Annotated in this window: 20 protein-coding genes; 10 read left to right on the forward strand and 10 right to left on the reverse strand. The window is 68.7% G+C overall.

The window, feature by feature from the left end; translation table 11 throughout:
- The first annotated feature begins 48 nt into the window (after positions 1–48).
- Positions 49–891 (forward strand): EcsC family protein, encoded by an 843-nt coding sequence (locus DIE13_RS21440; protein WP_124829035.1) that lies wholly within the window; start codon positions 49–51, stop codon positions 889–891.
- Here the strand turns inward: DIE13_RS21440 and DIE13_RS21445 are convergent.
- Together DIE13_RS21445 and DIE13_RS21450 are read right to left on the reverse strand one after the other, a co-directional pair.
- A complete protein-coding gene (locus DIE13_RS21445) occupies positions 861–1,823 on the reverse strand; it encodes an alpha/beta hydrolase (RefSeq protein ID WP_124829037.1) in 963 nt (320 codons plus the stop codon). The genes DIE13_RS21440 and DIE13_RS21445 overlap by 31 nt on opposite strands.
- Positions 1,824–1,937: 114 nt before the next feature.
- Positions 1,938–2,372, reverse strand: a complete 435-nt coding sequence (locus DIE13_RS21450; RefSeq protein WP_124829039.1) for a CHRD domain-containing protein — start codon at positions 2,370–2,372, stop codon at positions 1,938–1,940.
- Positions 2,373–2,891: 519 nt separating this feature from the next.
- Here DIE13_RS21450 and DIE13_RS21455 point away from each other — a divergent pair.
- Positions 2,892–3,857 (forward strand): hypothetical protein, encoded by a 966-nt coding sequence (locus DIE13_RS21455; RefSeq protein WP_124829041.1) that lies wholly within the window; start codon positions 2,892–2,894, stop codon positions 3,855–3,857.
- Between the two features lie 19 nt (positions 3,858–3,876).
- Here the strand turns inward: DIE13_RS21455 and DIE13_RS21460 are convergent, their stop codons facing one another.
- From DIE13_RS21460 to DIE13_RS21470, 3 genes are all read right to left on the reverse strand, one after another.
- On the reverse strand, positions 3,877–4,650 hold the full coding sequence (locus DIE13_RS21460; RefSeq protein WP_124829043.1) for a class II aldolase/adducin family protein: 774 nt from the start codon (positions 4,648–4,650) through the stop codon (positions 3,877–3,879).
- Between the two features lie 238 nt (positions 4,651–4,888).
- Positions 4,889–6,514 carry a phospholipase D family protein gene (locus tag DIE13_RS21465; RefSeq protein WP_124829045.1) on the reverse strand — a complete coding sequence of 542 codons (1,626 nt, stop codon included), beginning with the start codon at positions 6,512–6,514 and terminating at the stop codon, positions 4,889–4,891.
- Positions 6,515–6,743: 229 nt separating this feature from the next.
- Positions 6,744–7,460 carry a FadR/GntR family transcriptional regulator gene (locus DIE13_RS21470; protein ID WP_124829047.1) on the reverse strand — a complete coding sequence of 239 codons (717 nt, stop codon included), beginning with the start codon at positions 7,458–7,460 and terminating at the stop codon, positions 6,744–6,746.
- Positions 7,461–7,594: 134 nt separating this feature from the next.
- Here DIE13_RS21470 and DIE13_RS21475 point away from each other — a divergent pair, with 134 nt between their 5' ends.
- From DIE13_RS21475 to DIE13_RS21490, 4 genes are read left to right on the forward strand one after another with little or no spacing between them, the layout of a single operon-like run.
- Positions 7,595–8,395: a (Fe-S)-binding protein gene (locus DIE13_RS21475; protein ID WP_124829049.1), complete on the forward strand. Its 801-nt coding sequence runs from the start codon at positions 7,595–7,597 to the stop codon at positions 8,393–8,395.
- Complete coding sequence (locus DIE13_RS21480; protein ID WP_124829051.1) at positions 8,392–9,117, forward strand: LUD domain-containing protein; 726 nt, start codon at positions 8,392–8,394, stop codon at positions 9,115–9,117. Before DIE13_RS21475 ends, DIE13_RS21480 begins: the two co-directional genes overlap by 4 nt.
- On the forward strand, positions 9,114–10,559 hold the full coding sequence (locus tag DIE13_RS21485; protein WP_124829053.1) for a LutB/LldF family L-lactate oxidation iron-sulfur protein: 1,446 nt from the start codon (positions 9,114–9,116) through the stop codon (positions 10,557–10,559). Before DIE13_RS21480 ends, DIE13_RS21485 begins: the two co-directional genes overlap by 4 nt.
- A 50-nt stretch (positions 10,560–10,609) precedes the next feature.
- Positions 10,610–12,316, forward strand: a complete 1,707-nt coding sequence (locus tag DIE13_RS21490) for a lactate permease LctP family transporter (protein ID WP_124829055.1) — start codon at positions 10,610–10,612, stop codon at positions 12,314–12,316.
- 118 nt (positions 12,317–12,434) lie between these two features.
- On the opposite strand, the gene DIE13_RS21495 is transcribed toward DIE13_RS21490, so the two are convergent.
- The 5 genes from DIE13_RS21495 to DIE13_RS21515 all read right to left on the reverse strand — a co-directional run bounded on the left by DIE13_RS21495 (position 12,435) and on the right by DIE13_RS21515 (position 16,758).
- Positions 12,435–13,196, reverse strand: coding sequence for a M48 family metalloprotease (locus DIE13_RS21495; protein ID WP_124829057.1), 762 nt, complete (start codon positions 13,194–13,196; stop codon positions 12,435–12,437).
- A gap of 150 nt (positions 13,197–13,346) precedes the next feature.
- Entirely contained in the window at positions 13,347–14,153 is an 807-nt protein-coding gene (locus DIE13_RS21500; protein ID WP_124829059.1) for a glycosyltransferase family 2 protein, read from the reverse strand.
- A gap of 125 nt (positions 14,154–14,278) precedes the next feature.
- Entirely contained in the window at positions 14,279–15,541 is a 1,263-nt protein-coding gene (locus DIE13_RS21505) for an endoribonuclease L-PSP (protein WP_124829061.1), read from the reverse strand.
- A 100-nt stretch (positions 15,542–15,641) separates the two neighbouring features.
- Positions 15,642–16,358, reverse strand: coding sequence for a 3-oxoacyl-ACP reductase FabG (gene fabG, locus DIE13_RS21510; RefSeq protein WP_124829063.1), 717 nt, complete (start codon positions 16,356–16,358; stop codon positions 15,642–15,644).
- 115 nt (positions 16,359–16,473) lie between these two features.
- Positions 16,474–16,758 (reverse strand): phosphopantetheine-binding protein, encoded by a 285-nt coding sequence (locus DIE13_RS21515; protein WP_124829065.1) that lies wholly within the window; start codon positions 16,756–16,758, stop codon positions 16,474–16,476.
- Positions 16,759–17,321: 563 nt separating this feature from the next.
- On the opposite strand from DIE13_RS21515, the gene DIE13_RS21525 reads away from it, so the two are divergent.
- The 4 genes from DIE13_RS21525 to DIE13_RS21540 all read left to right on the forward strand — a co-directional run bounded on the left by DIE13_RS21525 (position 17,322) and on the right by DIE13_RS21540 (position 21,371).
- Positions 17,322–17,966 carry a hypothetical protein gene (locus tag DIE13_RS21525; protein ID WP_124829069.1) on the forward strand — a complete coding sequence of 215 codons (645 nt, stop codon included), beginning with the start codon at positions 17,322–17,324 and terminating at the stop codon, positions 17,964–17,966.
- Between the two features lie 65 nt (positions 17,967–18,031).
- Complete coding sequence (locus DIE13_RS21530) at positions 18,032–19,777, forward strand: AMP-binding protein (protein ID WP_124829071.1); 1,746 nt, start codon at positions 18,032–18,034, stop codon at positions 19,775–19,777.
- Positions 19,774–20,748 carry an acyl-CoA synthetase gene (locus DIE13_RS21535; protein ID WP_124829073.1) on the forward strand — a complete coding sequence of 325 codons (975 nt, stop codon included), beginning with the start codon at positions 19,774–19,776 and terminating at the stop codon, positions 20,746–20,748. The genes DIE13_RS21530 and DIE13_RS21535 overlap by 4 nt, the downstream gene beginning before the upstream one ends.
- Positions 20,745–21,371 carry an outer membrane lipoprotein carrier protein LolA gene (locus tag DIE13_RS21540; protein ID WP_124829075.1) on the forward strand — a complete coding sequence of 209 codons (627 nt, stop codon included), beginning with the start codon at positions 20,745–20,747 and terminating at the stop codon, positions 21,369–21,371. Before DIE13_RS21535 ends, DIE13_RS21540 begins: the two co-directional genes overlap by 4 nt.

The raw sequence follows: 21,371 nt of genomic DNA on the forward strand, positions 1-21,371 counted from the left end.
ATCTAGGTTGGCGACGGCTCAACCGGCCCCCGGCCCCGAAGGAGAAAGATGGAACCGATTTCAATCACGCCCGCGACGACGCTGTCGCCTGACGACCGGGACGCGCTGCGGCGCGCGAAGCAGGTACTGGAAAGCCCGTCGCTGACGATGAAGCTGACGGGCGTGCTGGGCGCGCCGGTCGAGAAGATGATCGCGCGGCTGCCCGACTTCGCGACCGGCAAGATCAACGACGCGACGCAGCTCGCGCTGCGCAAGTGCCTGAACATCGCACTGCGCACGCTCGGCAAGCCGCCGGGGCCGGATGCCGAACCGGACAAGCCGAGCAACCTGCTGCACAAGCTGGCGGTCGCCACGACGGGTGCGGCAGGCGGCGCGTTCGGCTTCCTCGCGCTGCCGGTCGAGCTGCCGGTGACGACCACGCTGATCTTCCGCTCGGTTTGCGACATCGCGCGCAGCGAGGGCGAGGACCTGGGCTCGGTGGATACGCAATTGCAATGCCTGGCCGTGCTCGGCATGGGCGGCAACCCGGACAGGCACGACGACGAAGCCGATCTCGGCTATTTTGTGCTGCGCGGCGCGCTCGCGCAGGCGATTTCGAAGGCATCGTCGGACATCACGACGAAAGGGATCGCCGCGCACAGCTCGGCGGCGGTGTTCAAGCTTGTGCAGACGGTGGCGTCACGTTTTTCGGTGCAAGTGACCGAGCAGATGGCCGCGAAGTCGATCCCTGCGATCGGCGCGGTGCTCGGCGCGACCGTCAACACGCTGTTCATCGACCACTTCCAGCAAATGGCGCACGGCCACTTCACCGTGCGCCGGCTCGAGCGCAAGTACGGCTCGGCGGCCGTGAAGGCCGCGTATCAGGCGATCGACGCCTCGCCGACGCGCTGAACCGCCCGTTCGACCGCAACACGGCGCAGGAACGCGGCCGCCCGGTCGAGCGCATCGCGCGACTCCGGCACCATCGGCGTATAGAGCTGCCATACGTGCGGCATGTCCGGCCAGATCTCGATGTCCACCGGCACGCCGGCCGCCTTCGCCTTGTCGGCGACGCGGCGCGAATCGTCGAGCAGCACTTCGGTGCTGCCGACCTGGATATACAGCGGCGGCAGCCCGGTGAAATCCGCATAGAACGGCGACGCGTACGGATGCGTCGCCGCCTCGTCCCCGAGGTACAGCTTGGCCGCCTTCGGCAGCGCCGCGCCCGCGAACATCGGGTCGCGGCCGTCGTTGGTGCGCATCGTGCCGCCCGTGCCGGCCAGGTCCGTCCACGGCGAGAACAGGATCGCGCCGGCGGGCAGCGGTTCGCCGCGATCGCGCAGCGCGACGAGCGTCGCAAGCGCGAGGCCGCCGCCCGCCGAGTCGCCGCCGAACACGATCGATTCGGGCGGCATTCCAAGCGCGAGCAGTTGCCGGTACGCGGCGAGCGCGTCGTCGAGCGCGGCCGGGAAGCGGTGCTCGGGCGCGAGCCGGTAATCGAGCGAGAACGCGCGCACGCCCGCGCGCTTCGTCAGGCCGAATACCAGCGGCCGATGGGTTTTCGTCGAACAGAAGTAGTAGCCGCCGCCGTGGAAGTACAGCAGCGTGCGGCCCGGCCCGCGCGCGGGCGCCGCGTCGATGCGTTCGAGCCACTCGCCGCGCAGCGGTGCGTCGCCGGGACCGTAGCATTCGCGCAGCCGGTAGCCCGACGGCACCCGGCGCGGCACGATCATCCTGAGATCCGTGAAGCGCCGCGCACGGGCGGGATCGAGCACCGGACGCGTGGTCTCGGGACGAAACTGCCAGCGCAGCAGCCAGCACGCGAACTTGCTTTGCCAACTCATCGAACGCACTCCGTCATCACAGTGTGACGATGGTACGTGCGATCGCGCCGGCGCCGCTCGACGGGAGGCTCTACATCAAACGCGCCGCCCGGTTCGCGCGCCGCTTCGCCGGCGTCAGTTCGCCGGCATCACCTGGCCGCGAATCTCGCCGGACGGATGCTCCTTCGTATGGATATTGAAGTACCACTTGCCGCCCATCAGGTCGGTGACCTGCGCGTCGGTGAGCGCCTTCGAGCCATTGATCGGGCTCGCGAGCTCGTCCTTCGGAATCGGCACCTGCACGCCGGCGTTCTGACCGACCGGCGCGGGTCCATGGAAGTGCGCGGCGGTCGCCGGCCCCGTGAGGTGTTCGTAAGTCACGGTCCACCGCAGCATGTGGCTGGCCGTGTCGTAAGTCGCGTCGACCGCGCCGGAGCCTTTCGTCGCGGTCGGCGGCACTTCGCTCGACGGTTGCAGGTTGGCAGACAGGCGCACCGTTTCGGCGGCGGCGCTGCCAGCGGCCAGCACACCCGCAAGTAACGCCACCTGGAGCAAACGCAGCTTCGGCATGAATCCTCCTTGTACGACGTGGTACGCCACCCGGCCGGTGACGCTCCATGATGGTAGTCGATCGCCGCGGATCCGGCAGCTTGCCGCAACCTGGAAGAGACCTTTGCAGCCCGGGCCCTGAATCCGCTCGCGGCCTTTCGCTACACTTCGCCTCACAGTTGCTTGTTTCCTTCGTCCGAAGGAGTCTGCGAGTATTTACGCGGCCATCCGGCCGCGTTTTTTTTGCCTGCCGCGCACGGCATGCGCGCAGCGCCGACATCGTCACGGGCACATCCAGCACCGAATTACCAAGTATGACGAATCAATTTTCGCGACCCGGCTCCCGCACCGCCGGCCCGCATGCGATAAGGCTGCGCGCGCCGCGCGGTGTCACGATACGTAACAGGCTGTTGTGCAAACCCGCGTCGACACGGGCTTGCCCGCGCAGGAAAATGATCGCGTGTTGTCACGACTGGAAAGTGAACCGTGCCGACCCGTCTCCCGATCCCCCGCCCGCTCCGCCCCTTCCGTGTCCGCCCGATGCTGGCGGGCCTCTGCTCCGTCGCCGCGCTGTACGGCGCGCCCGTCGATGCGCAGGAATTCTCGCTGTTCGCCGGCTCGCTGTGGGGCGGCGGCGACCGCTCGTATTCATGGGCGTTCGACTATCAGGAAGGCCTGAGCGCACATACGGCGCTCGGCTTCGCCTGGTACAACGAGGGACACATTCCGAATCACCACCGCGATGGCCAGGCAGTCCAGTTCTGGGGCCGCGTGCCGCTCGACAACCGTCGCTTCGTGCTGTCGGCCGGCGCGGGCCCGTATCGCTACTTCGACACGGTGCCGGCCGCCGAAGGCCGCGGCTACTCGAACACGCACGGCTGGGGCGTGCTGATGAGCGTGCGCGCCGCATATTACACGTCGCACCGCTGGATCGCGCAGCTCCAGCTCAACCGCGCGCAGGTGTTCAGCGGCCCCGACACGACGTCGGTGATGTTCGGCGTCGGCTACCAGCTCGACGCGCCCGATACGCCCGGCCCACGCGACACCGCGCTGCCGCGCATGCGCAAGGTCACGAACAACGAAATCACCGCGATGCTCGGCGAGACGATCCTGAACAGCCGTTCGTCGCCATCGGCGCTCGGCGGCAGCCTCGAATACCGGCGCGGCCTCACGCGCTCGATCGACTGGACCGCGACGTGGATGTACGAAGGCGCGAAAGAGGCGATCCGCCGCAACGGGGTCGCATCGGAGCTCTGGCTCACGCGCGCGTTCCTGAACGACAGGGTCACGCTGTCGGTCGGCGCCGGCGCGTATTTCACGGTCGACCAGCACAACCGCGAAGGCCAGCCGGGCCCCGGCGACGGACGGTTCGCCGGCATCGCGTCGATCTCGGCCAGCTACCGGATCTCCGATCGCTGGCTCACGCGCGTCACGTTGAATCGCGTGGTCACGCGCTACAACCGAGACACCGACGTGATCCAGGCCGGCATCGGCTACCGCTTCTAGCCGGCGCGCGCCGTCCGCGTCACGCGCGATAGCCGGGATCGATCCGGTCGACGACGCGCTGCAGCGCGTCGAATGCGTCCTGCCCCGCGCCATGCTTCGGATCGAAATTCAGCGAATCGCGCACGCATGCGTCGAGCACCGCCGGCGCGATCGGCAACGCATCGCCGATCGCACGGGTCGCGACCTGTACCTCGCACGCACGATTGAGCAGCCACATCAGCGAGAACGTCTGCGCGAGCGTCGCGCCGATCGTCACCGGCCCGTGGTTGCGCAGCAGCAGCACGGGCCGCCCACCCGCGCTCCCGACGATGCGCCGCCCTTCTTCGAGATGCACGGTGATGCCCTCGAAATCGTGATACGCGACCTTCCCGTACAGCTGCGCCGAATAGAAATTCGTGAACGACAGCCCTTCGCGCGAGCAGCACACAGCCATCGTCGGCGTCGTATGCACGTGCATCACGCAGTGCGCGTCCGGCAGCGCCGCATGAATCGCGCTGTGGAACGTAAAGCCGGCCGGGTTGATCGGCCAGTCGGAATGACCGATCACGTTGCCGTCGATGTCGATCTTCACGAGGTTCGATGCACATACCTCGCGGTAATGGAGCCCGAACGGGTTGATCAGGAAATGGGCGTCCTCGCCCGGCACGCGCAGCGAGATATGGTTGTAGATGAGTTCGGTCCAGCCGAGATGGTCGAAGATCCGGTAGGCGGCGGCGAGCTGCACGCGCGCCTGCCATTCGGCTTCGGAGAAACGGGCTGGACGCGTGAACGGCTGGTTCGGTACACGTTGCATGGGGCACTCCGGTTGCGGGCGGGCGCGACCGCGCGGGCGGCTGCGCACATCGTCCCTCGTCTCCTGGCGTCGCACGCGGGTCGTGCGGCGCATGCGGCGTGTCGTTCCGCGCCGCTCCGGCCCGCCTTGCACGAGCCGTTCGACGGCGCCTTCACGACACGCATATAGTTGCGTGCACAACCATATCACCTTTCCCCGTGCACCGGTATCGCGGGTTTGGCCCGAGCCGTTCCGGCCCTTACAACTGGTCGTCGACCGGCAGCAGGATGAAGAGGCCGGTCATCAGGTTGCGCATCAGCCCCGCATGCGGATCGACGTGATAGGTCGTCAACGTGCCGTTGTCCATCCCGGTCCACTCGAGTTCGGGCGTGCCCCAGCCCGTCGGCGCCACGAGGCTCAGGCGATAGCTCTCATCGGGCTGCGTCGCGCGCGCGAAGATCGCCGCGGCCTGCTGCGCGATCGCCGGGCTGTGGATCACGAGCGCCAGTTCCGTATTCAGGTGCGCGGAACGCGGATCGAGGTTCATCGAACCGATCACGAGGATCTGCCGGTCGATCACGTACGCCTTCGCATGCAGGCTCGCCCGCGAACGCGAACCGAACAGGCGCGCGCGCGGCGAGCCCGGCTGCGCCTTGAATTCGTACAGCTCGACGCCGCGCTGCAGCAGCGGCACGCGATACGGCGCGTAGCCGGCCTGCACGGCGACCGCGTCGGTCGCGGCGAGCGAGTTGGTGAGGATCGCGACGCGCACGCCGCGCGCGGTCATGTCGCCGAGAATCTTCACGCCCGCGTCGTGCGGCACGAAGTACGGCGAAAACACGAGGAACTCCTTTTTCGCGGTGTGCGTCAGCTCGACCAGGCGCCGCATCGGCGGACTCACGTAGGTGTCGGTCGGCCGCGCGACCTTGGACGGTGCGTCGACCTTGAATTCGGCCGGCGCCCACACGAGCTCGAGCTCGTCGCGCGCGATCTGCTGCGCGAGCGGCGTCGCGTTCAGCGGCTTCGCGTTGTACGGGTCCGCGTACTTGCGCCAGTGGTCGCGCAACTCGTCGCGCATCGCGTCGAGATCCTTCGGGTCGAACGACTGATGATTCAGCTCGCGCAGCGGATAGCTGCTCGCGCTCGCCCAGTAGTCGTCGAAACTCGTCGAGATGTCGTTCGTCACGGGCCCGGCTGCCAGCACGTCGAGATCGCGGAACTGCAGCGTCGGGCTCGCGCTGAAGTATTCGTCGCCGAGGTTGCGCCCGCCGACGATCGCGATCTGGTTGTCCGCGATCATCGCCTTGTTGTGCATCCGGCGCGTGAAGTTGTCGATACGCGTGAGGAAGTTGGCCGTGCGCTCGACCATCCCGTGCTGCGACGCGCCGAACGGGTTGAACACGCGGATCTCGATGTTCGGATGCGTATTGAGCGCGGCCATGACGCGGTCGATGTCGCGGAAGTTCAGGTCGTCGACCAGCATCCGCACGCGCACACCGCGATCGGCCGCGTACAGCGCGGCGCCAAGCAGCAGCTTGCCGGTCGTGTCCTCGGTCGCGATGTAGTACTGCATGTCGAGCGTCCGGGTCGCCGCGCGCGCGAGCGCGATGCGCATCTGCAGCGCGGTAGCGCCATCGGGCAACAGCCGGAAGCCCGACTCGCCCGGGTGCGCGGCTTCCGGCGCGACCAGCGCGTCGCGCAGCGGCGTCGCGGCATCGGGCGGCAACGCGTGGGAGACAGGGCGATCGAGGGACGTGGCGGGCGGATGGGTCGCACAGGCGGCGACCAGCGACAGCAGCACGCAGACGGCCAGCGCGCGGGCCGGGCGGAACGCGGCGTGCCACGTGAGCGCGGCCGGCGCGCGCCGGATCAAAGACGTGAGCACGAGAGCTTCCTCGACAGGCGGATCAATGGGTCCGCAATCGCCGCGGCGTGCGGCTGACGGGCGGTTCCGGCCGATTCTAGTGGGCGCCCGGCGAACCGGTCAATCGCGCGGCCGGCGCGCGCGGCGCCCCCAGGCCGCTGCCCGCACTACGCACGGCGGCCCGCAGAAAAGGTGAACGCAGCGCACGCGCCCGTCAGGCGGGCCTGCAGCGCCGGCGGTCCAACCAATCTCACGGCACATCGCCACTTCTCTCGAAGTGGCTGCGCACGTAGTCGATATGGGTCTGCATCGCGGTGCGCGCCTCCTCGGGCCGGTGCGCGCAGATCGCGTCGCACACCACGCGGTGCTGCAGCAACAGCAGCTCGGACGCCTGCTCGTCGTGCGTCGTCATCCCCGCGACGTTGATCGAGATGTGCTCGCGCAGCATCCCGATCACGCTCGTGTGCAGGTGCAGGAACATCGTGTTGTGCGACGCGAGCGCGATCGCCTCGTGCAGCTTCGCGTCGGTCGATGCCTCGACGGCCGCATCGTCATTCGCATGCGCGGTTTCGAGTTCGCGCAGCAGTGTGCGGATCCGGCGCCGGTCGTTCGCGTCGGCGCGCAGAGCGGCGAAATACGCGGTCGCGCCTTCGAGCACACGGCGGAATTCGAGAATGTCGTCGCGCAGCGCCGGATGATCGGCAACCAGCTGGCCCCACGGCGACGCGATGCCCGCGCGCAGCTGATCCGTCACGTAGACGCCCGCGCCGCGCCGGCTCTGCAGCAACCCGCGCGCGACGAGCCGCTGGGTCGCCTCGCGCACCGTATTGCGCGCCACGCCGTACTGCTCGGCGAGCACACGCTCGGCCGGCAGCCGCGCGCCAGCCGGCCACGTGCCGTCGAGCAGCGCCGTCTCGATCTTGCGCATCACCACTTCGGTCCTGCCCCGTGCCGTCATCGCCGCCATCGCCGCCTCTCCATCCGGAATGTCCGTCGCGCCGATTGGCCCAACCAATTTGAGTTGCGGCGCCGTCGCGGGAATTATGCAGCGAAATCGTCGCCCCGCATTCGGATGCCGGGCGGTCGCCCCTGGAGCGAGACATGAACGAAAGGCACTACCCCGCCACCGTCCCCGCGCACGTCTACCTGTTCGCGACCTGCCTGGTCGACCTGTTCGTCCCCGAAGCCGGGCTCGACGCGGTTCGCCTGCTGGAACGCGAAGGCCTGACCGTCCACTATCCGCGCGGCCAGAGCTGCTGCGGGCAGCCGGCCTACAGCAGCGGCAATCCCGACGAAGCGCGCCGCGTCGCGGCCGCGCAGCTCGACCTGTTCGGCGAGGCATGGCCCGTGATCGTGCCGTCCGGCTCGTGCGCGGGCATGATCCGGCACCATTGGCCGGCCCTCTTCGCCGACGATCCCGTGCACGGCCCGAAGGCCCGCGCGATCGCGGAGCGCACCTACGAACTCGCGGAATTCCTCGTACAGGTGCTCGACGTACGGCTGGACGCCCTCCCCCCGAACATCGGCCCGGAAGAACGCGTGGTGCTGCACACGTCGTGCGCGGCCCGCCGCGAGATGGGTACGCGCGTGCATGGCGTCGCGCTCGTCGATGCGCTGCCCGGCGTCACGCGCATCGAACATGAACGCGAATCCGAATGCTGCGGCTTCGGCGGCACGTTCTCGCTGAAGCATCCCGACATCTCCGGCGCGATGGTGCAAGACAAGGTCGCGTCGGCCTGCGCGACGGGCTGCGACCGGCTCGTGTCGGCGGACTGCGGCTGCCTGCTGAACATCGGCCACGCTGCGACCAAGGCCGGCGCGGCGCTGCCCGTCGAGCATCTCGCGAGCTTTCTGTGGCGCCGCACGGCCGGCGCTACGTCGCTGCGCGGAGATCGGCAATGAGCGCGCGCGACGCAATCCTCGCGCGCCTGCGCAGCGCGGCTCCCGGCGTCGCCGCGAGCGCCGCGCCCACGCTCGATGCGCGCATCGACATGCATTACGCGGCACGGCGTGCGCCGGCCGCCCCCGACCCTCACGCGCTCGCGCAGACGATGCAGGCTGCACTCGCCGCGTCGCACGCGGACGTCTGGTGCGCCAGCGCCGATGCGTGGCCCGTGCAGCTTGCCGCGCGTCTCGCAGAAGCCGGCGTGCGCCGCTTGCTGCTCGATCCGGCCCGCGCCGAATCCGCTGCACTCGCGCGCGCGCTGCCCGACGCGGTTGCGCCGGTGCCGTTCGACCGTCCGATCGACACGTGGAAGGCCGAGCTGTTCGACACGATCGATGCGGGCTTCACCGTCGCGCGCTCGGGCATCGCGGCAACCGGCACGGTCGTGCTCGCCCCCGATCCCGGCACACCGCGCACTGTATCGCTGGTGCCGCCGCTGCACGTCGCGCTCGTGCATGCGAACACGCTGCATGCGGACCTTCATGCGGCCGTGCATGCGGAACGCTGGCACGCCGGCATGCCGACCAACGTCGTGCTGGTGTCGGGCCCGTCGAAAACCTCCGACATCCAGCAGACCCTTGCGTACGGCGCGCACGGCCCGCGCAACCTCTGGGTCGTGATCGTCACCGAACCGGCCGCCGAACCGACCGCAACCGCCTGCCAGGACCTGCCGCGATGAGCGACCAACCGCTGCAATTCGTCGCCCCCGGCGACTTCAAGGCCCGCGCGCGCGCCGCGCTCGACGATCCGGCACTGCGCAGCAGCTTTCGCGGCGCGATGGACTTCCTGCAAGGCAAGCGCGCAACCCAGTTCCCCGACGACACCGAGCTGCAGCAATTACGCGATCTCGGCGAAGCCGTGCGGCAGCATGCGCTCGCGCAACTGCCGTCGCTGCTCGAGCGGCTGGAAGCGAAGCTAACCGAAGCCGGCGTCCACGTGCACTGGGCCGAGACGGCCGCCGACGCGAACGCGATCGTGCTCGGCATCGCGCAGGCGAAGAAGGCACGCCGCGTGATCAAGGGCAAGTCGATGGCGAGCGAGGAAATCGAGCTGAACCATTACCTCGCGGATCACGGCGTCGACTGCATCGAGTCCGACATGGGCGAGTTCATCGTGCAGCTCGCGGGCGAGAAGCCGTCGCATATCGTGATGCCGGCGATCCACAAGACGCGCGGCGACATCGCCGGGCTGTTCGAGCAGCATATCCCCGGCACGCGCTACACGGAGGACGTCGACGAGCTGATCCAGACCGGCCGGCGCGCGCTGCGCCGCGCGTTCGCCGAGGCCGACATCGGGCTGTCCGGCGTGAACTTCGCGGCGGCCGACACTGGCACGCTATGGCTCGTCGAGAACGAGGGCAACGGTCGGCTGTCGACGACGGTGCCCGACACGCATGTCGCGATCATGGGGATCGAGAAGGTCGTCGAGAAACTCGAGCACGTCGTGCCGCTGTCGAGCCTGCTCACGCGTTCGGCGACCGGCCAGGCGATCACGACCTACTTCAACCTGATTTCCGGCCCGCGCCGCGACGGCGAACGCGACGGCCCGCGCGAGCTGCATCTCGTGCTGCTCGACAACGGCCGCACGCAGGCGTATGCGGACGAACAACTGCGCGCGACGCTGCAGTGCATCCGCTGCGGCGCATGCATGAACCACTGCCCCGTCTATACGCGCATCGGCGGCCACGCATACGGCACCACCTACCCGGGCCCGATCGGCAAGATCATCTCGCCGCACCTGCTCGGTCTCGACGCGACAGCCGATCTGCCGACCGCGTCGACACTGTGCGGCGCATGCGGCGAGGTGTGCCCGGTCCGGATTCCGATCCCGCAATTGCTCGTGCGGCTGCGCACCGAGGCGAACCGCAAGCCCGACGAACCCGTCGCGCATCCGCTGCGCGGCCAGGGCGCGAACTACAACCGCGCGGAAGACCTCGTGTGGCGCTTCTGGTCGGGTGCGTTCGCGCATCCGCGTGCGTATCGCGCATTCCGCTGGACCGCGACGCGGCTGCGTGCGCTGACGCCCGCCAAGCAGATGGGCTGGACCCAGCACCGCACGCCGCTCGCGCCCGCGCCGCGCAGCCTGTCCGACCTGCTGCGCGCACGCGGCCAGCCCGAATGACCCATCCGTTTTCAAACCCGTACCAATAGAAATCCATGGAGGAGACACCCATGCAGGTTTGGCATCAGATCTACACCCCGCTCGGCAGCCTCGGGCTGTCGGCGTTCGTCGCCGCAATTCCGATCATCTTCTTTTTCGTCGCGCTCGCCGCGCTGCGGATGAAGGGGCACGTCGCCGCCGCGATCACGCTGCTGCTATCGCTCGGCGTCGCGATCCTCGCGTACGGGATGCCCGTGCCGCAGGCGCTCGCGGCAGCCGGCTTCGGCTTCGCGTACGGCCTGTGGCCGATCGCGTGGATCATCGTCGCGGCCGTGTTCCTGTACAAGATCGTCGTGAAGACCGGCCAGTTCGACGTCATCCGCGCATCGGTGCTGTCGATCACCGACGACCAGCGGCTGCAGATGCTGCTGATCGGCTTCTCGTTCGGCGCGTTCCTCGAAGGTGCCGCCGGCTTCGGCGCGCCCGTCGCGATCACGGCCGCGCTGCTGGTCGGCCTCGGCTTCAAGCCGCTGCACGCGGCAGGACTGTGTCTGATTGCAAACACGGCGCCGGTCGCGTTCGGCGCAATGGGCATTCCGATCATCGTCGCCGGACAGGTGACGGGCATCGACCCGATGCACATCGGCGCGATGGCCGGGCGCCAGTTGCCGTTGCTGTCGCTCGCGGTGCCGTTCTGGCTCGTGTTCATGATGGACGGGCTGCGCGGCGTGCGGCAGACGTGGCCGGCCGCGCTCGTCGCAGGCGGCAGCTTCGCGATCACGCAGTACTTCACGTCGAACCACATCGGGCCCGAGCTGCCTGACATCACGTCGTCGCTCGTCAGCCTGGTCGCGCTCGCCGCCTTCCTGAAGGTGTGGCAGCCGGGCAGCGCGAAGCAGACGGCCGGCGGCATCGTCGCTTCGGGCGGCGGCGCGGCGCTTGGCGGGTTCGGCGCGGGCGGCAACGGCGCGGGTGCGCGCACGAGCCGTCAGGCGTCGCCGTACACGCTTGCGCAGACCGTGCGCGCATGGTCGCCGTTCCTGATCCTGACCGCCGTCGTCACCGTGTGGAGCATCGCGCCGTTCAAGGCACTGTTCGCCGCGCACGGCGCGCTCGCATCGACCGTGCTGAAGTTCCATGTGGCCGGGCTCGACCAGCTGGTCGTGAAAACCGCGCCGATCGCCGCGACGCCGAAGGCGCTCGAGGCCGTGCTGAAGATCGATCTCGTGTCGGCGGTCGGCAGTGCGATCCTCGTGACCGCGCTGATCTCGATGGTGCTGTTGCGAATGAAGCCGCGCGATGCGCTCGTCACGTTCGGCGAAACGCTCTCGGAACTCACGCGCCCGATCCTGTCGATCGGCCTCGTGCTCGCGTTCGCGTTCGTCGCGAATTACTCGGGGATGTCGTCGACGCTCGCGCTGATGCTGGCCGCGACCGGCGCCGCGTTCCCGTTCTTCTCGCCGTTCCTCGGCTGGCTCGGCGTGTTCCTGACGGGCTCGGACACGTCGTCGAATGCGCTGTTCTGCTCGCTGCAGCAAACGACCGCGCACCAGCTCGGCGTGCCGGAAACGCTCGCGGTCGCCGCGAACACGACGGGCGGCGTCACGGCGAAGATGATCTCGCCGCAGTCGATCGCGGTAGCCTGCGCGGCGACCGGCCTCGTCGGCAAGGAGTCCGAGCTGTTCCGCTTCACGGTGCGTCACAGCCTGCTGTTCGTCGTAATCGTCGGCCTGATCACGCTCGTGCAGGCCTACGTGCTGCCGGGGATGGTGCCGTAAGCCGCGCCGTCGCTCCACGCATCCCCGAAAAACAAAAACCCCGCGCCCGGAAGAGCGTGGGGTTTTTCTTCATCGTGCCGGACGCTGGAGCGGACCGCACCGGCGCCGCACGAGGCGATCAGCTACCGTTCGCGATGCGATCCTGGATGTGCTGGGCACGGCTCGCCGACGACGGATGCGAGCTCATCATCGAGCTCTGGCCGCCATCGAGCTGCGCGAGCTTCTGGAACGCGGTGACGAGGCCCTTCTGGTTCATGCCCTTCTGCTTCATCAGGTCGAACGAGTAATCGTCGGCCGCGCTTTCCTGCGTCTGCGAGAACTGCGCATTGATGAACTTCTCGGTGATGTCGCCGAGCTGCGAGCTCGTCAGTGCCGCCACGCCGGGCGACGCCGCGCCGGCCGCGCTGCGCGCCGCGCTGACCGCATAGGCCGTCTGCATCGCCTTCTTCGAGTGACCCAGTGCGACGTGGCCCATTTCATGACCGATCACGCCGCGCAGTTCGTCGTCGTTCATCATGTCCATCAGGCCGCTGTACACGCGCACGCAGCCGTTGCCCATCGCCCACGCGTTGACGTCCTTGGTCATGTAGACCTTGTAGTTGACCTTCTGGCCGTTCAGCGTCATGTCGCCGAAGCCCTTCATCACCTTCGTCAGACGCTTCGAGTACGCGCTGTTCGGTGCCGCGATCTTCGATTCCGCGTCGCTCGCCTTGCACGAGTCGTTCGACAGGGCGGCGATGTCCGCGTCCGACAGCGTCGCTGCCTTGAACAGGCTGGTCCCCGCCGACGTCAGGCTGTTCGCGTCGAGACTCTGTACCCCGCCGCACGCGCTCAACAGGAACGCCACGCCACATGCTGCCGCCGCTTTCTTGATATGCATCCCGGATCCCTCGGTAGTTGTAGTTGGGAGCGGCGATTTTGCATAATCCGGCAGAAAATTACCAGTCGTTTACATCCAATGACAATTTGATTACTCACCCATTCGACACGTCATGCCCGATCGTCCGGCGAATTGTTGACGAAAATGCAGTCAATCGCCACGGCCCGGCGACCGGCTGAACGGCGCGCGCGACCGGCGCGTCAGCCGTCGCGCGACGAGCATCGGCAGCCGCGCGACGAAACCGGCGAAGAGCCGCAGATGCATCCATGCGAGCAGCGCGTTGTCGCGGCCATAGTGGAAATGCGACACGCCGCCCTCGTGCTCGCCGAAGTAGCGCACCGGCGCTTCTATGCGGATCGGCTGCACGCCTGCCCAGCACAGTCGCACCGCCGCTTCGGGATCGAAGTCGAAGCCGCGCATCCACGGCTGCCGGTGCATGATCGCGGCGAGCGGCGCGACCGGGTACACGCGAAAGCCGTACAACGAATCGCCGATCCCGGCCCACAGCGTCTCGAGGTCGGCCCACGCGTTCGACAGCCTGCGGCCCTGCACGCGCAGTTGCGGCGCGCTCGCATCGAACTTCGGCAGGCCGAGCACCATCGCCTCGGGCGCCGCCTGCGACGCGGCCATGAAATCGGCAATCAGCTGGGCCGGATGCTGGCCGTCCGAATCCATCGTCAGCACGTGCGTGAAGCCGCTCGCGGCGGCCGCGTCGAGTCCCGCGAGCACCGCGGCCCCCTTGCCGCGGTTCTCCGGCAGCACGATCACGCGCAGCCCCGGATCGCGCTCGGCCATCGCCTGCAGCCGCTCGGCACTGCCGTCGGTGCTGCCGTCGACGACGACCCACACCGGATTCCACTGCGCACGGGCATTGCGCACGGTCGTGTCGACCTTGGCGCCCGGGTTGTAGCTCGGAATCAGAACGAGATGGGTGGACGAAGCGTGCAGCTTGGACATGGGAACGGCCGATTGCGAAGACGATGATCCTGACAAAAGTTTATGACCTGCGGGCGACCGCGGACAGGCTTCGTCGACGCCGCCCGCGCGCGTCGACGGTTCGCGCAGCGACAGGCCCGCGCGCTTCACGACCACTGCTCCAGCGGATGCCCGGCGCTCGCCTCGATCTCGACCAGCAGATCGTCGCGACACACGTCCGCGTGGACGAACAGCGGCCGCACGTCGGGGCCGGCCGCATCGCGCAGCACGCGTTCGATCGCGGCGAGCGCCGCGGCATCGGTGGCGTCGCGCACGTAGACGCGATAGCTCAGATCCGCGAGCGTGAACGGGCCGTGCCCCTGCCGCGCGGCCTGCTCGAGCACGGCGGCCAGGTTCGCGATCGTCTCGCGCGTTTGCGCGACGACGTCGCCGCGATGCACGGTGCGATGCCCGACGATGCTGGCGGTGCCCGACACGAACAGCAGCGGCGGCACCTCGCCGTCGGTCCATGCTGCCGCGCGCGCGAACGTCGGCGCACGCGGGCCGTACTCCGCCGGATAGTGATACGCGCTGATCTGGCGCGGGTTCTCGACCGGATCGGCCGGCGTGCGGCTCGCGATGAAATGGATCGCAAGCGGCGCAGCCGGCGGCGTGTCGCCCTCGACCGGCACGACCGAGCCGAGCGCGCAGGCGGCCGGCACGCCGCCCGTCAGCGCACGGCGACACGCGTCGAATGCGCGCTGACGGCCAATATTGAACTGACGATAGCGCTCGATTCCGAACTGCTGCGCGTTGATCGCCGGCACGGTATTCCAGATCCGCAGCGGATGCGCGATGCCGAGCGTATCGAGCACGTCGAACAGCGCGCGGTACGCATCGTGGGTCGCCCGTTCGAGCGGCGTGCCGCCGTCGCGATCCGCATCCGTCGCATCGGTCGCTTCCTGCACGACGATACTGCCGAACACGAGCCCCGCCGTTTCGCTGTAGCGGTACCGCAGCGCGCCGCGCTGTTCGCTGCGCAGGTCGTGCGCGTCGCACTGCCAGATTTCGCAGACGGCACCGGTGCTGGCGTGGCCGCCGGCGTCGAGCAGCGCCATCTGCACCGGCGCGAGCGGCAGGTCGGGCGCGGCATCGGTCAGCAGGCGCGCCATCCCGTCGGTCGTCGTGCCGGCCGCGCCGATACACACCGCACCCAGCGCGCCCGGAAACATCCGATCGAATGCATCGCCGCGCCGTTGCGCATCGTGCAGGCGCGCCGCCAGCCGTGCGTGATCGATCTGGACGAGTCGCAACGCACGGTTGCCGCCGTCCGCGGCGCGCCCGGCTGCCATGTGTCCGCGCACGACCGCAGTCGTGGCAGACGACAGGGAACACGCTCGCCGTTCGGCGTCGACTGGATGCACTGACACTTCGATTTCCTCACTATGCGGCGCAGGCTTGCGGCACCACGGTTACGACGCGCCGCGTTGCGCGCCGTTGCGTCGCGTCAATCCGACGCTGCGCGCGTCGTCATGCGAGCCCGCCGTTGACGGACAACACCTGCCCGGTCACATAAGCGGCCGCATCGGATACCAGATACGCGACCATCGCCGCGACTTCGTCGGGCCGGCCCGCGCGTTGCGCCGGCACGAGCTGCTTGATCCGGTCGGCGGGAAACGCATGCTCGGCCATCGGCGATTCGATGATGCCGGGTGCGACCGCGTTCACGGTGATGCCGCGCGACGCAAGCTCCAGCGACAGCGACTTCGTCGCGCCGATCAGCCCCGCCTTCGCGGCCGCGTAATTCGCCTGTCCGCGGTTGCCGGTCACGCCGGCGATCGACGCAATATTGACGATCCGTCCGCGCCGCGTGCGGATCATCGGCAGCAACAGCGGCTGCGTGACGTTGAAAAAACCGTTGAGCGTCACGTCGATCACGCTGCGCCACTGCTCGCGCGACATGCCGGCCATCGGCGCGTCGTCGTGAATGCCCGCGTTGTTGACGAGGATCTGCACCGGCGCATCGTCGATGAACGGCGCGAGCGCGGCGAGCGTCGCATCGGCGTCGGTCACGTCGAACGCGATTGCGTGCGCGGTACCGCCGGCCGCGACGATCTGCCGCGCGATCGCCTCCGCCTGCGCGGGATTGCGGTTCGCATGCACCCATACTTCATGGCCGGCCTGCGCGAGCGCCGTGCAGATCGCCTGCCCGAGTGCGCCGCTGCCGCCCGTTACGAGCGCCCGCATCGAATTGCTCCGTTCATCGCATTCCACCTCGATCGACGCGGCGGCGTGTCGCTAGGCGACCGCCGCCGCATGCCGTCATCCTCCGCGTACCGCGTCGTGACCGCGCGCGCCGCCGTCACTTCGTGCGATGGGCGGCGACGTACCCGGCAAGCGCGCCGAGCGTCGCGAAGATCTTCTTGTTGTCCGGATTGTCCGAGCGCAGCTCGAAGCCGTATTTCTTCGAGATCAGCAGCGCGATTTCCAGGATGTCGATGGAGTCGAGCCCGAAGCCCTCGCCGTACAGAGGGGTCCCGGCCGTCACCGTATCAAGCGGGACGTCTTCGAGATTCAGTTCGCCGATGATCAGCGTGGCGAGCTCTTGTTCCAGTGCGTTCATCATGCTTGCGGGCAGGCGGCCCATGGCAGCGGAAGGCGCCCGGAAACGGCAACTGTCGTGCACGCCCGGCGCGTGCAAATCTCCGTCCCTCCGGCGTCTGCCGGCTTCCCCGCCTGCGTAATTTGGGGATCGTTTGTAAAAGTTACGCGGATTCTAGACGATGGGTACCGGTGCGTATACCGCGAATGGTTACAGACTGAAGGGCCCCGCCGAGCCCCCTGTCGGGACCGGATCGCACGAGACGCTTGAGCCGCTTCGGATGTAAACGAATCGTCATCGGGAAACGTTCGACGCGCTGCCATACATTCGGTTACAAAACCCGGCCGCGCCTGCGCCGAACCGCGGTGCCGGGGCCCTAAAATGTGCGTGCACGACAGCCGCGCGACGCACCTGCCCGGCCGCCATTCATATGATATTTAACAGCCCGACGATTGCGTCCGGGCCTCGATCCGTCCGATGTTCCCAGCCGCCATGCCGCGCCCGTTCGACCGTTCCGCCCAGCTTCACTCGCCGCTTTGTTCGTCGCGTTGCCGCCATGCCGCGACCGCCGGCAACGCACGCCTGCCCGGCACGCATGGAGCGCGACAATGAGCACGCTGTCGAACGTCGCACGCGGCGTCGGCGCGGTCGGTGCGGTGACGGCCTGGCAGATCGGCGCGCACCATGCGGCCGCAACGCCCGGCGCACACGGCTTCGGCCTCGCGATGGCGCTCGTGCCGCCGCTGCTGCTCGCGCTCGGTGCCGCGTTGCGCTCGCCGCGACGCGCATGGCTGGTGCCGGCGTGGCTGCTGGTCGCCGCCGCACTATGGGCCGCACGCATGCCGCTCGAGTGGCATTTCGAATGGGGTCTGTATCTGGAGCACACAAGCTTCAACCTCGCGATGGCGCTGCTGTTCGGCCGCACGCTCGCGGCCGGCCAGGTGCCGCTCTGCACACGCTTCGCGACGATGATCCACGGCACGATCACGCCTGCCGTCGCACGCTATACGCGGCGCATCACGCTCGCGTGGACGCTGTTCTTCGTCGCGATCGCCGCGGTGTCGACGCTGATGTTCGCGACTGCGCCGATCGTCGCGTGGTCGACCTTCGCGAACTACCTGTCGCTGCCGCTCGTCGCCGTGATGTTCGCCGCCGAGCATGCGTGCCGGCGCTTCGCGCTACCCGACGACACGCGCCCGCGGATGATCGACGCGGTGCGTGCGTACCGCGCGTCGACGCAGCCGTCACGATGAATTCACGACCGGTGCGGCACCGCCTCGCGACCGCGCCGGTCACCGCCTTCCGTTTCCGTTGATTTATGCCGACTCACCCGCTGGTATTCCATTCCTCGCCGGACCAGACGATCGCCTGGCGCGACGGCACGCCTGTCACCGTGCGCGCGTTCGTCGCCGACGTCGTGCGCGTGGCCGCCGCGCTGCCCGCCGGCGGCCACGTATTCAACGTGTGCCGCGACCGCTACCGCTTCGCCGTCAGCCTGTGCGCGGCGCTCGTCGCCGGCAGGATCAGCCTGCTGCCGTCGACGCACACGCCGGAAACGGTGCGCCAGCTCGCGTCGTTCGCGCCGGATGCGTTCTGCCTGCACGACGCGCCGGACTGCACGATCGACCTGCCGCGCTTCGCGTATCCGGACGCCGCCCCTGCCGCACTCGCCGCCGACGACGACACCCACTTCGTGGTGCCGCAGATCGACGCGGCGCGGATCATGGCGTACGTGTTCACGTCCGGCTCGACCGGCGCGCCGGTGCCGCACCGCAAGACCTGGGGCTTCCTCGTCGGCTGCGTGCGCGCCGCGGCCGACCGCCTCGGCCTGCTTGACGGCGACGCTGCCACGCTGATCGGCACCGTGCCCGCGCAGCACATGTACGGCTTCGAATCGACGGTGCTGCTCGCGCTGATCGGCGGCCTCGCGTTCAGCAACCGCCAGCCGTTCTACCCGGTCGACATTCGCGAGGAGTTGCAGGCCATCCCGCAGCCGCGTGTACTCGTCACGTCGCCGATCCACCTGCGCGCGCTGCTGTCGGCCGGCCATGCGCTGCCGCCGGCCGCGCTCGTGCTGTCGGCCACCGCGCCGCTGTCGGAAAAGCTCGCGTGTGAAGCCGAAGCCGCGCTCGACGCGCCGCTCGTCGAGATCTACGGCAGCACCGAGACCGGCCAGATCGCCACGCGCCGCACGTCGCAGGGCGCGGCGTGGTCGTTGTTCCCGGAGATCAGGCTCGACGCACGCGACACGCATGACGCTGCGGATCACGGCCATGCGAGCGACGACGGCGGGCCAACCGTATGGGTGTCGGGCGGGCACGTCGAGACGCCCGTGCCGATGGGCGACGCGCTCGAACTGCTCGGCGACGGCCGGTTCCTGCTGCACGGCCGCAAGGCGGACCTCGTCAACATCGCCGGCAAGCGCACGTCGCTCGCGTACCTGAATCATCAGTTGAACGCGATTGCCGGTGTCGTCGACGGTGTGTTCTTCATGCCGGACGACACCGTGCCAGCCGACGTCGATGCCGATCGCGAATCCGTCACGCGTCTGGTTGCGCTCGTGGTCGCGCCGACGCTTGCCGCAGCCGAACTGCAGCGCGCGCTGCGCGAACGGATCGATTCCGCATTCATGCCGCGCCCGCTCGTGTTCGTCGATGCATTGCCGCGCAACGAGACCGGCAAGCTGCCGCGCGACGTGCTCGCCGCACTCGTCGCCCGGCACGCGCGCACTGCCGCGACCAACGCGCGGCCGCTCGCGTTCACGATTCCCGCCGATCATCCGGCGCTGCCCGGTCATTTCCCCGGTCATCCGATCGTGCCGGGCGTCGTGCTGCTCGATCACGCGATCGCGGCGCTCGGCGCTTCGCTGAACCGCCCGCTGCACACGTGGCGGCTCGCTTCCGCAAAATTCCTGAGCCCGGTCGCGCCCGGCGAACCGGTCGACCTCGCGTTCGATGCGACGGCCGGCGGTGCGATCCGCTTCACGCTGCGGGTCGGCCCGCGCGACGTCGCGACCGGCATGCTGTCCGCGCCGCCGGACACGCAGGACGGCGCGCAGCCATGAAACGCACCGCGTGGGCCGAGCGCCAGGAGCGCAGCAACGCCGCGCTGCTGCGCGCGATGACGTGGATCTCGCTGCATTTCGGTCGACGGCCGTCGCGCGTCGTGCTGCACGTCGTCGCCGCGTATTTCGTGCTGTTCTCGCCGGCCGCCTGCGCGGCGTCGCGCGACTACCTGCGCCGCGCGCTCGGCCGTCCCGCACACTGGCGCGACGTGTACCGTCACGTGTTCACGTTCGCGGCGACGATCCACGACCGCATCTACCTGATGAACGGCCGCTTCGACCTGTTCGACATCCGGCTGCACGGCGCAACGCTCGTCGACGCCGCGCTCGCCGGCGGGCGCGGCGCATTCGTGATGGGCGCGCACCTCGGCAGCTTCGAAGTCGTGCGCGCGATCGGCCGCACGCGTCCGGACCTGAGCGTCGTCGTCACGATGTATGAAGAAAACGCACGCAAGATCAACGCGACGCTCGCCGCCGTCAACCCGGCCGCGAAGCCCGAAGTGATTCCGCTCGGACAGGTCGATTCGATGCTGAAGGTGCGCGAGCGGCTCGACGCGAACTGCATGGTCGGCATGCTGGCCGACCGCACGCTGCTCGACGATGCTGCCGCGTCGCTGCGGCGGCTGCCGCTGCTCGGCGCGCCGGCCGCATTTCCGCTCGGGCCGCTGTACATGGCCGCGATGCTGCGGCGTCCGGTGCTCTTCATGACGGGCCTCTACCGCGACGGCAACCGCTACGATGTGCACTTCGAGACGCTCGCTGATTTCTCCGCCGTGCACCGCGACGCGCGCGCGGCGGCCGTCGACGCGGCGCTCGCGCGCTACGTCGCGATGCTCGACCGGTACTGCCGCGCGGCGCCGTACAACTGGTTCAACTATTTCGATTTCTGGCGGAGCGGCGAGACCGCCGCGCACCACGACGAGGCGCGCGCGCATACCGACCTGACCGCCACAAGGGACTTAGACGCATGACCGCCGTTCACCGCTCCTTGCTTCCGCTCGCGCTGCGCCGCGCAATGCGCGCGTTCGCCGTGATGGCCGCCGTCGCGCTGGCCATGCCTGCGCATGCCGCCGACACCGGTTCGGCGTGGACGCTCGACCGGCTGATGTCCACGCTCGCGCAGCACAAGTCCGGCCGCGCCACGTTCACCGAGACGAAGACCCTGTCGATCGCCGCGCAACCGATCGAATCGTCGGGAGAGCTCGTGTTCGTCGCGCCCGACCATCTCGAGAAGCACACGCTGAGCCCGAAGCCCGAACATCTCGTCGTCGACGGCGACATGCTCACCGTCGAGCGCAACAACCACAAGTACACGCTCGCGCTTTCACGCTACCCGGAACTCGGCGCGTTCATCGACAGCATTCGCGCGACGCTCTCCGGCAACCGCTTCGCGCTCGAGCAGGTCTACAAGGTCGCGCTCGCCGGACGCGGCGACGACTGGACGCTGACGCTCACGCCGCTCGACTCGCGGATGCTGAAGGCGGTCAGCACGATCATGCTCGAAGGCACGCGCGACACGCTGCGCAGCGTCGCGATCCGGCAGGCCGACGGCGACCATTCGCTGATGCGCCTGCAACCCGTCGCCGCGAACTGA

The organism is Burkholderia sp. Bp9016 (assembly GCF_003857765.1).
In the GTDB taxonomy this organism is placed as follows: Bacteria; Pseudomonadota; Gammaproteobacteria; order Burkholderiales; family Burkholderiaceae; genus Burkholderia.

Coding starts and splice junctions, on each gene's coding strand:
- DIE13_RS21535 (WP_124829073.1), top strand. CDS start 19,774: ATGAAACGCACCGCGTGGGCCGAGCGCCAGGAGCGCAGCAACGCCGCG.
- DIE13_RS21470 (WP_124829047.1), bottom strand. CDS start 7,460: ATGGCGGCGATGACGGCACGGGGCAGGACCGAAGTGGTGATGCGCAAG.
- DIE13_RS21475 (WP_124829049.1), top strand. CDS start 7,595: ATGAACGAAAGGCACTACCCCGCCACCGTCCCCGCGCACGTCTACCTG.
- DIE13_RS21480 (WP_124829051.1), top strand. CDS start 8,392: ATGAGCGCGCGCGACGCAATCCTCGCGCGCCTGCGCAGCGCGGCTCCC.
- DIE13_RS21460 (WP_124829043.1), bottom strand. CDS start 4,650: ATGCAACGTGTACCGAACCAGCCGTTCACGCGTCCAGCCCGTTTCTCC.
- DIE13_RS21530 (WP_124829071.1), top strand. CDS start 18,032: ATGCCGACTCACCCGCTGGTATTCCATTCCTCGCCGGACCAGACGATC.
- DIE13_RS21440 (WP_124829035.1), top strand. CDS start 49: ATGGAACCGATTTCAATCACGCCCGCGACGACGCTGTCGCCTGACGAC.
- DIE13_RS21495 (WP_124829057.1), bottom strand. CDS start 13,196: ATGCATATCAAGAAAGCGGCGGCAGCATGTGGCGTGGCGTTCCTGTTG.
- DIE13_RS21450 (WP_124829039.1), bottom strand. CDS start 2,372: ATGCCGAAGCTGCGTTTGCTCCAGGTGGCGTTACTTGCGGGTGTGCTG.
- DIE13_RS21540 (WP_124829075.1), top strand. CDS start 20,745: ATGACCGCCGTTCACCGCTCCTTGCTTCCGCTCGCGCTGCGCCGCGCA.
- DIE13_RS21485 (WP_124829053.1), top strand. CDS start 9,114: ATGAGCGACCAACCGCTGCAATTCGTCGCCCCCGGCGACTTCAAGGCC.
- DIE13_RS21515 (WP_124829065.1), bottom strand. CDS start 16,758: ATGGGCCGCCTGCCCGCAAGCATGATGAACGCACTGGAACAAGAGCTC.
- DIE13_RS21500 (WP_124829059.1), bottom strand. CDS start 14,153: ATGTCCAAGCTGCACGCTTCGTCCACCCATCTCGTTCTGATTCCGAGC.
- DIE13_RS21445 (WP_124829037.1), bottom strand. CDS start 1,823: ATGAGTTGGCAAAGCAAGTTCGCGTGCTGGCTGCTGCGCTGGCAGTTT.
- fabG (WP_124829063.1), bottom strand. CDS start 16,358: ATGCGGGCGCTCGTAACGGGCGGCAGCGGCGCACTCGGGCAGGCGATC.
- DIE13_RS21525 (WP_124829069.1), top strand. CDS start 17,322: ATGAGCACGCTGTCGAACGTCGCACGCGGCGTCGGCGCGGTCGGTGCG.
- DIE13_RS21455 (WP_124829041.1), top strand. CDS start 2,892: ATGCTGGCGGGCCTCTGCTCCGTCGCCGCGCTGTACGGCGCGCCCGTC.
- DIE13_RS21490 (WP_124829055.1), top strand. CDS start 10,610: ATGCAGGTTTGGCATCAGATCTACACCCCGCTCGGCAGCCTCGGGCTG.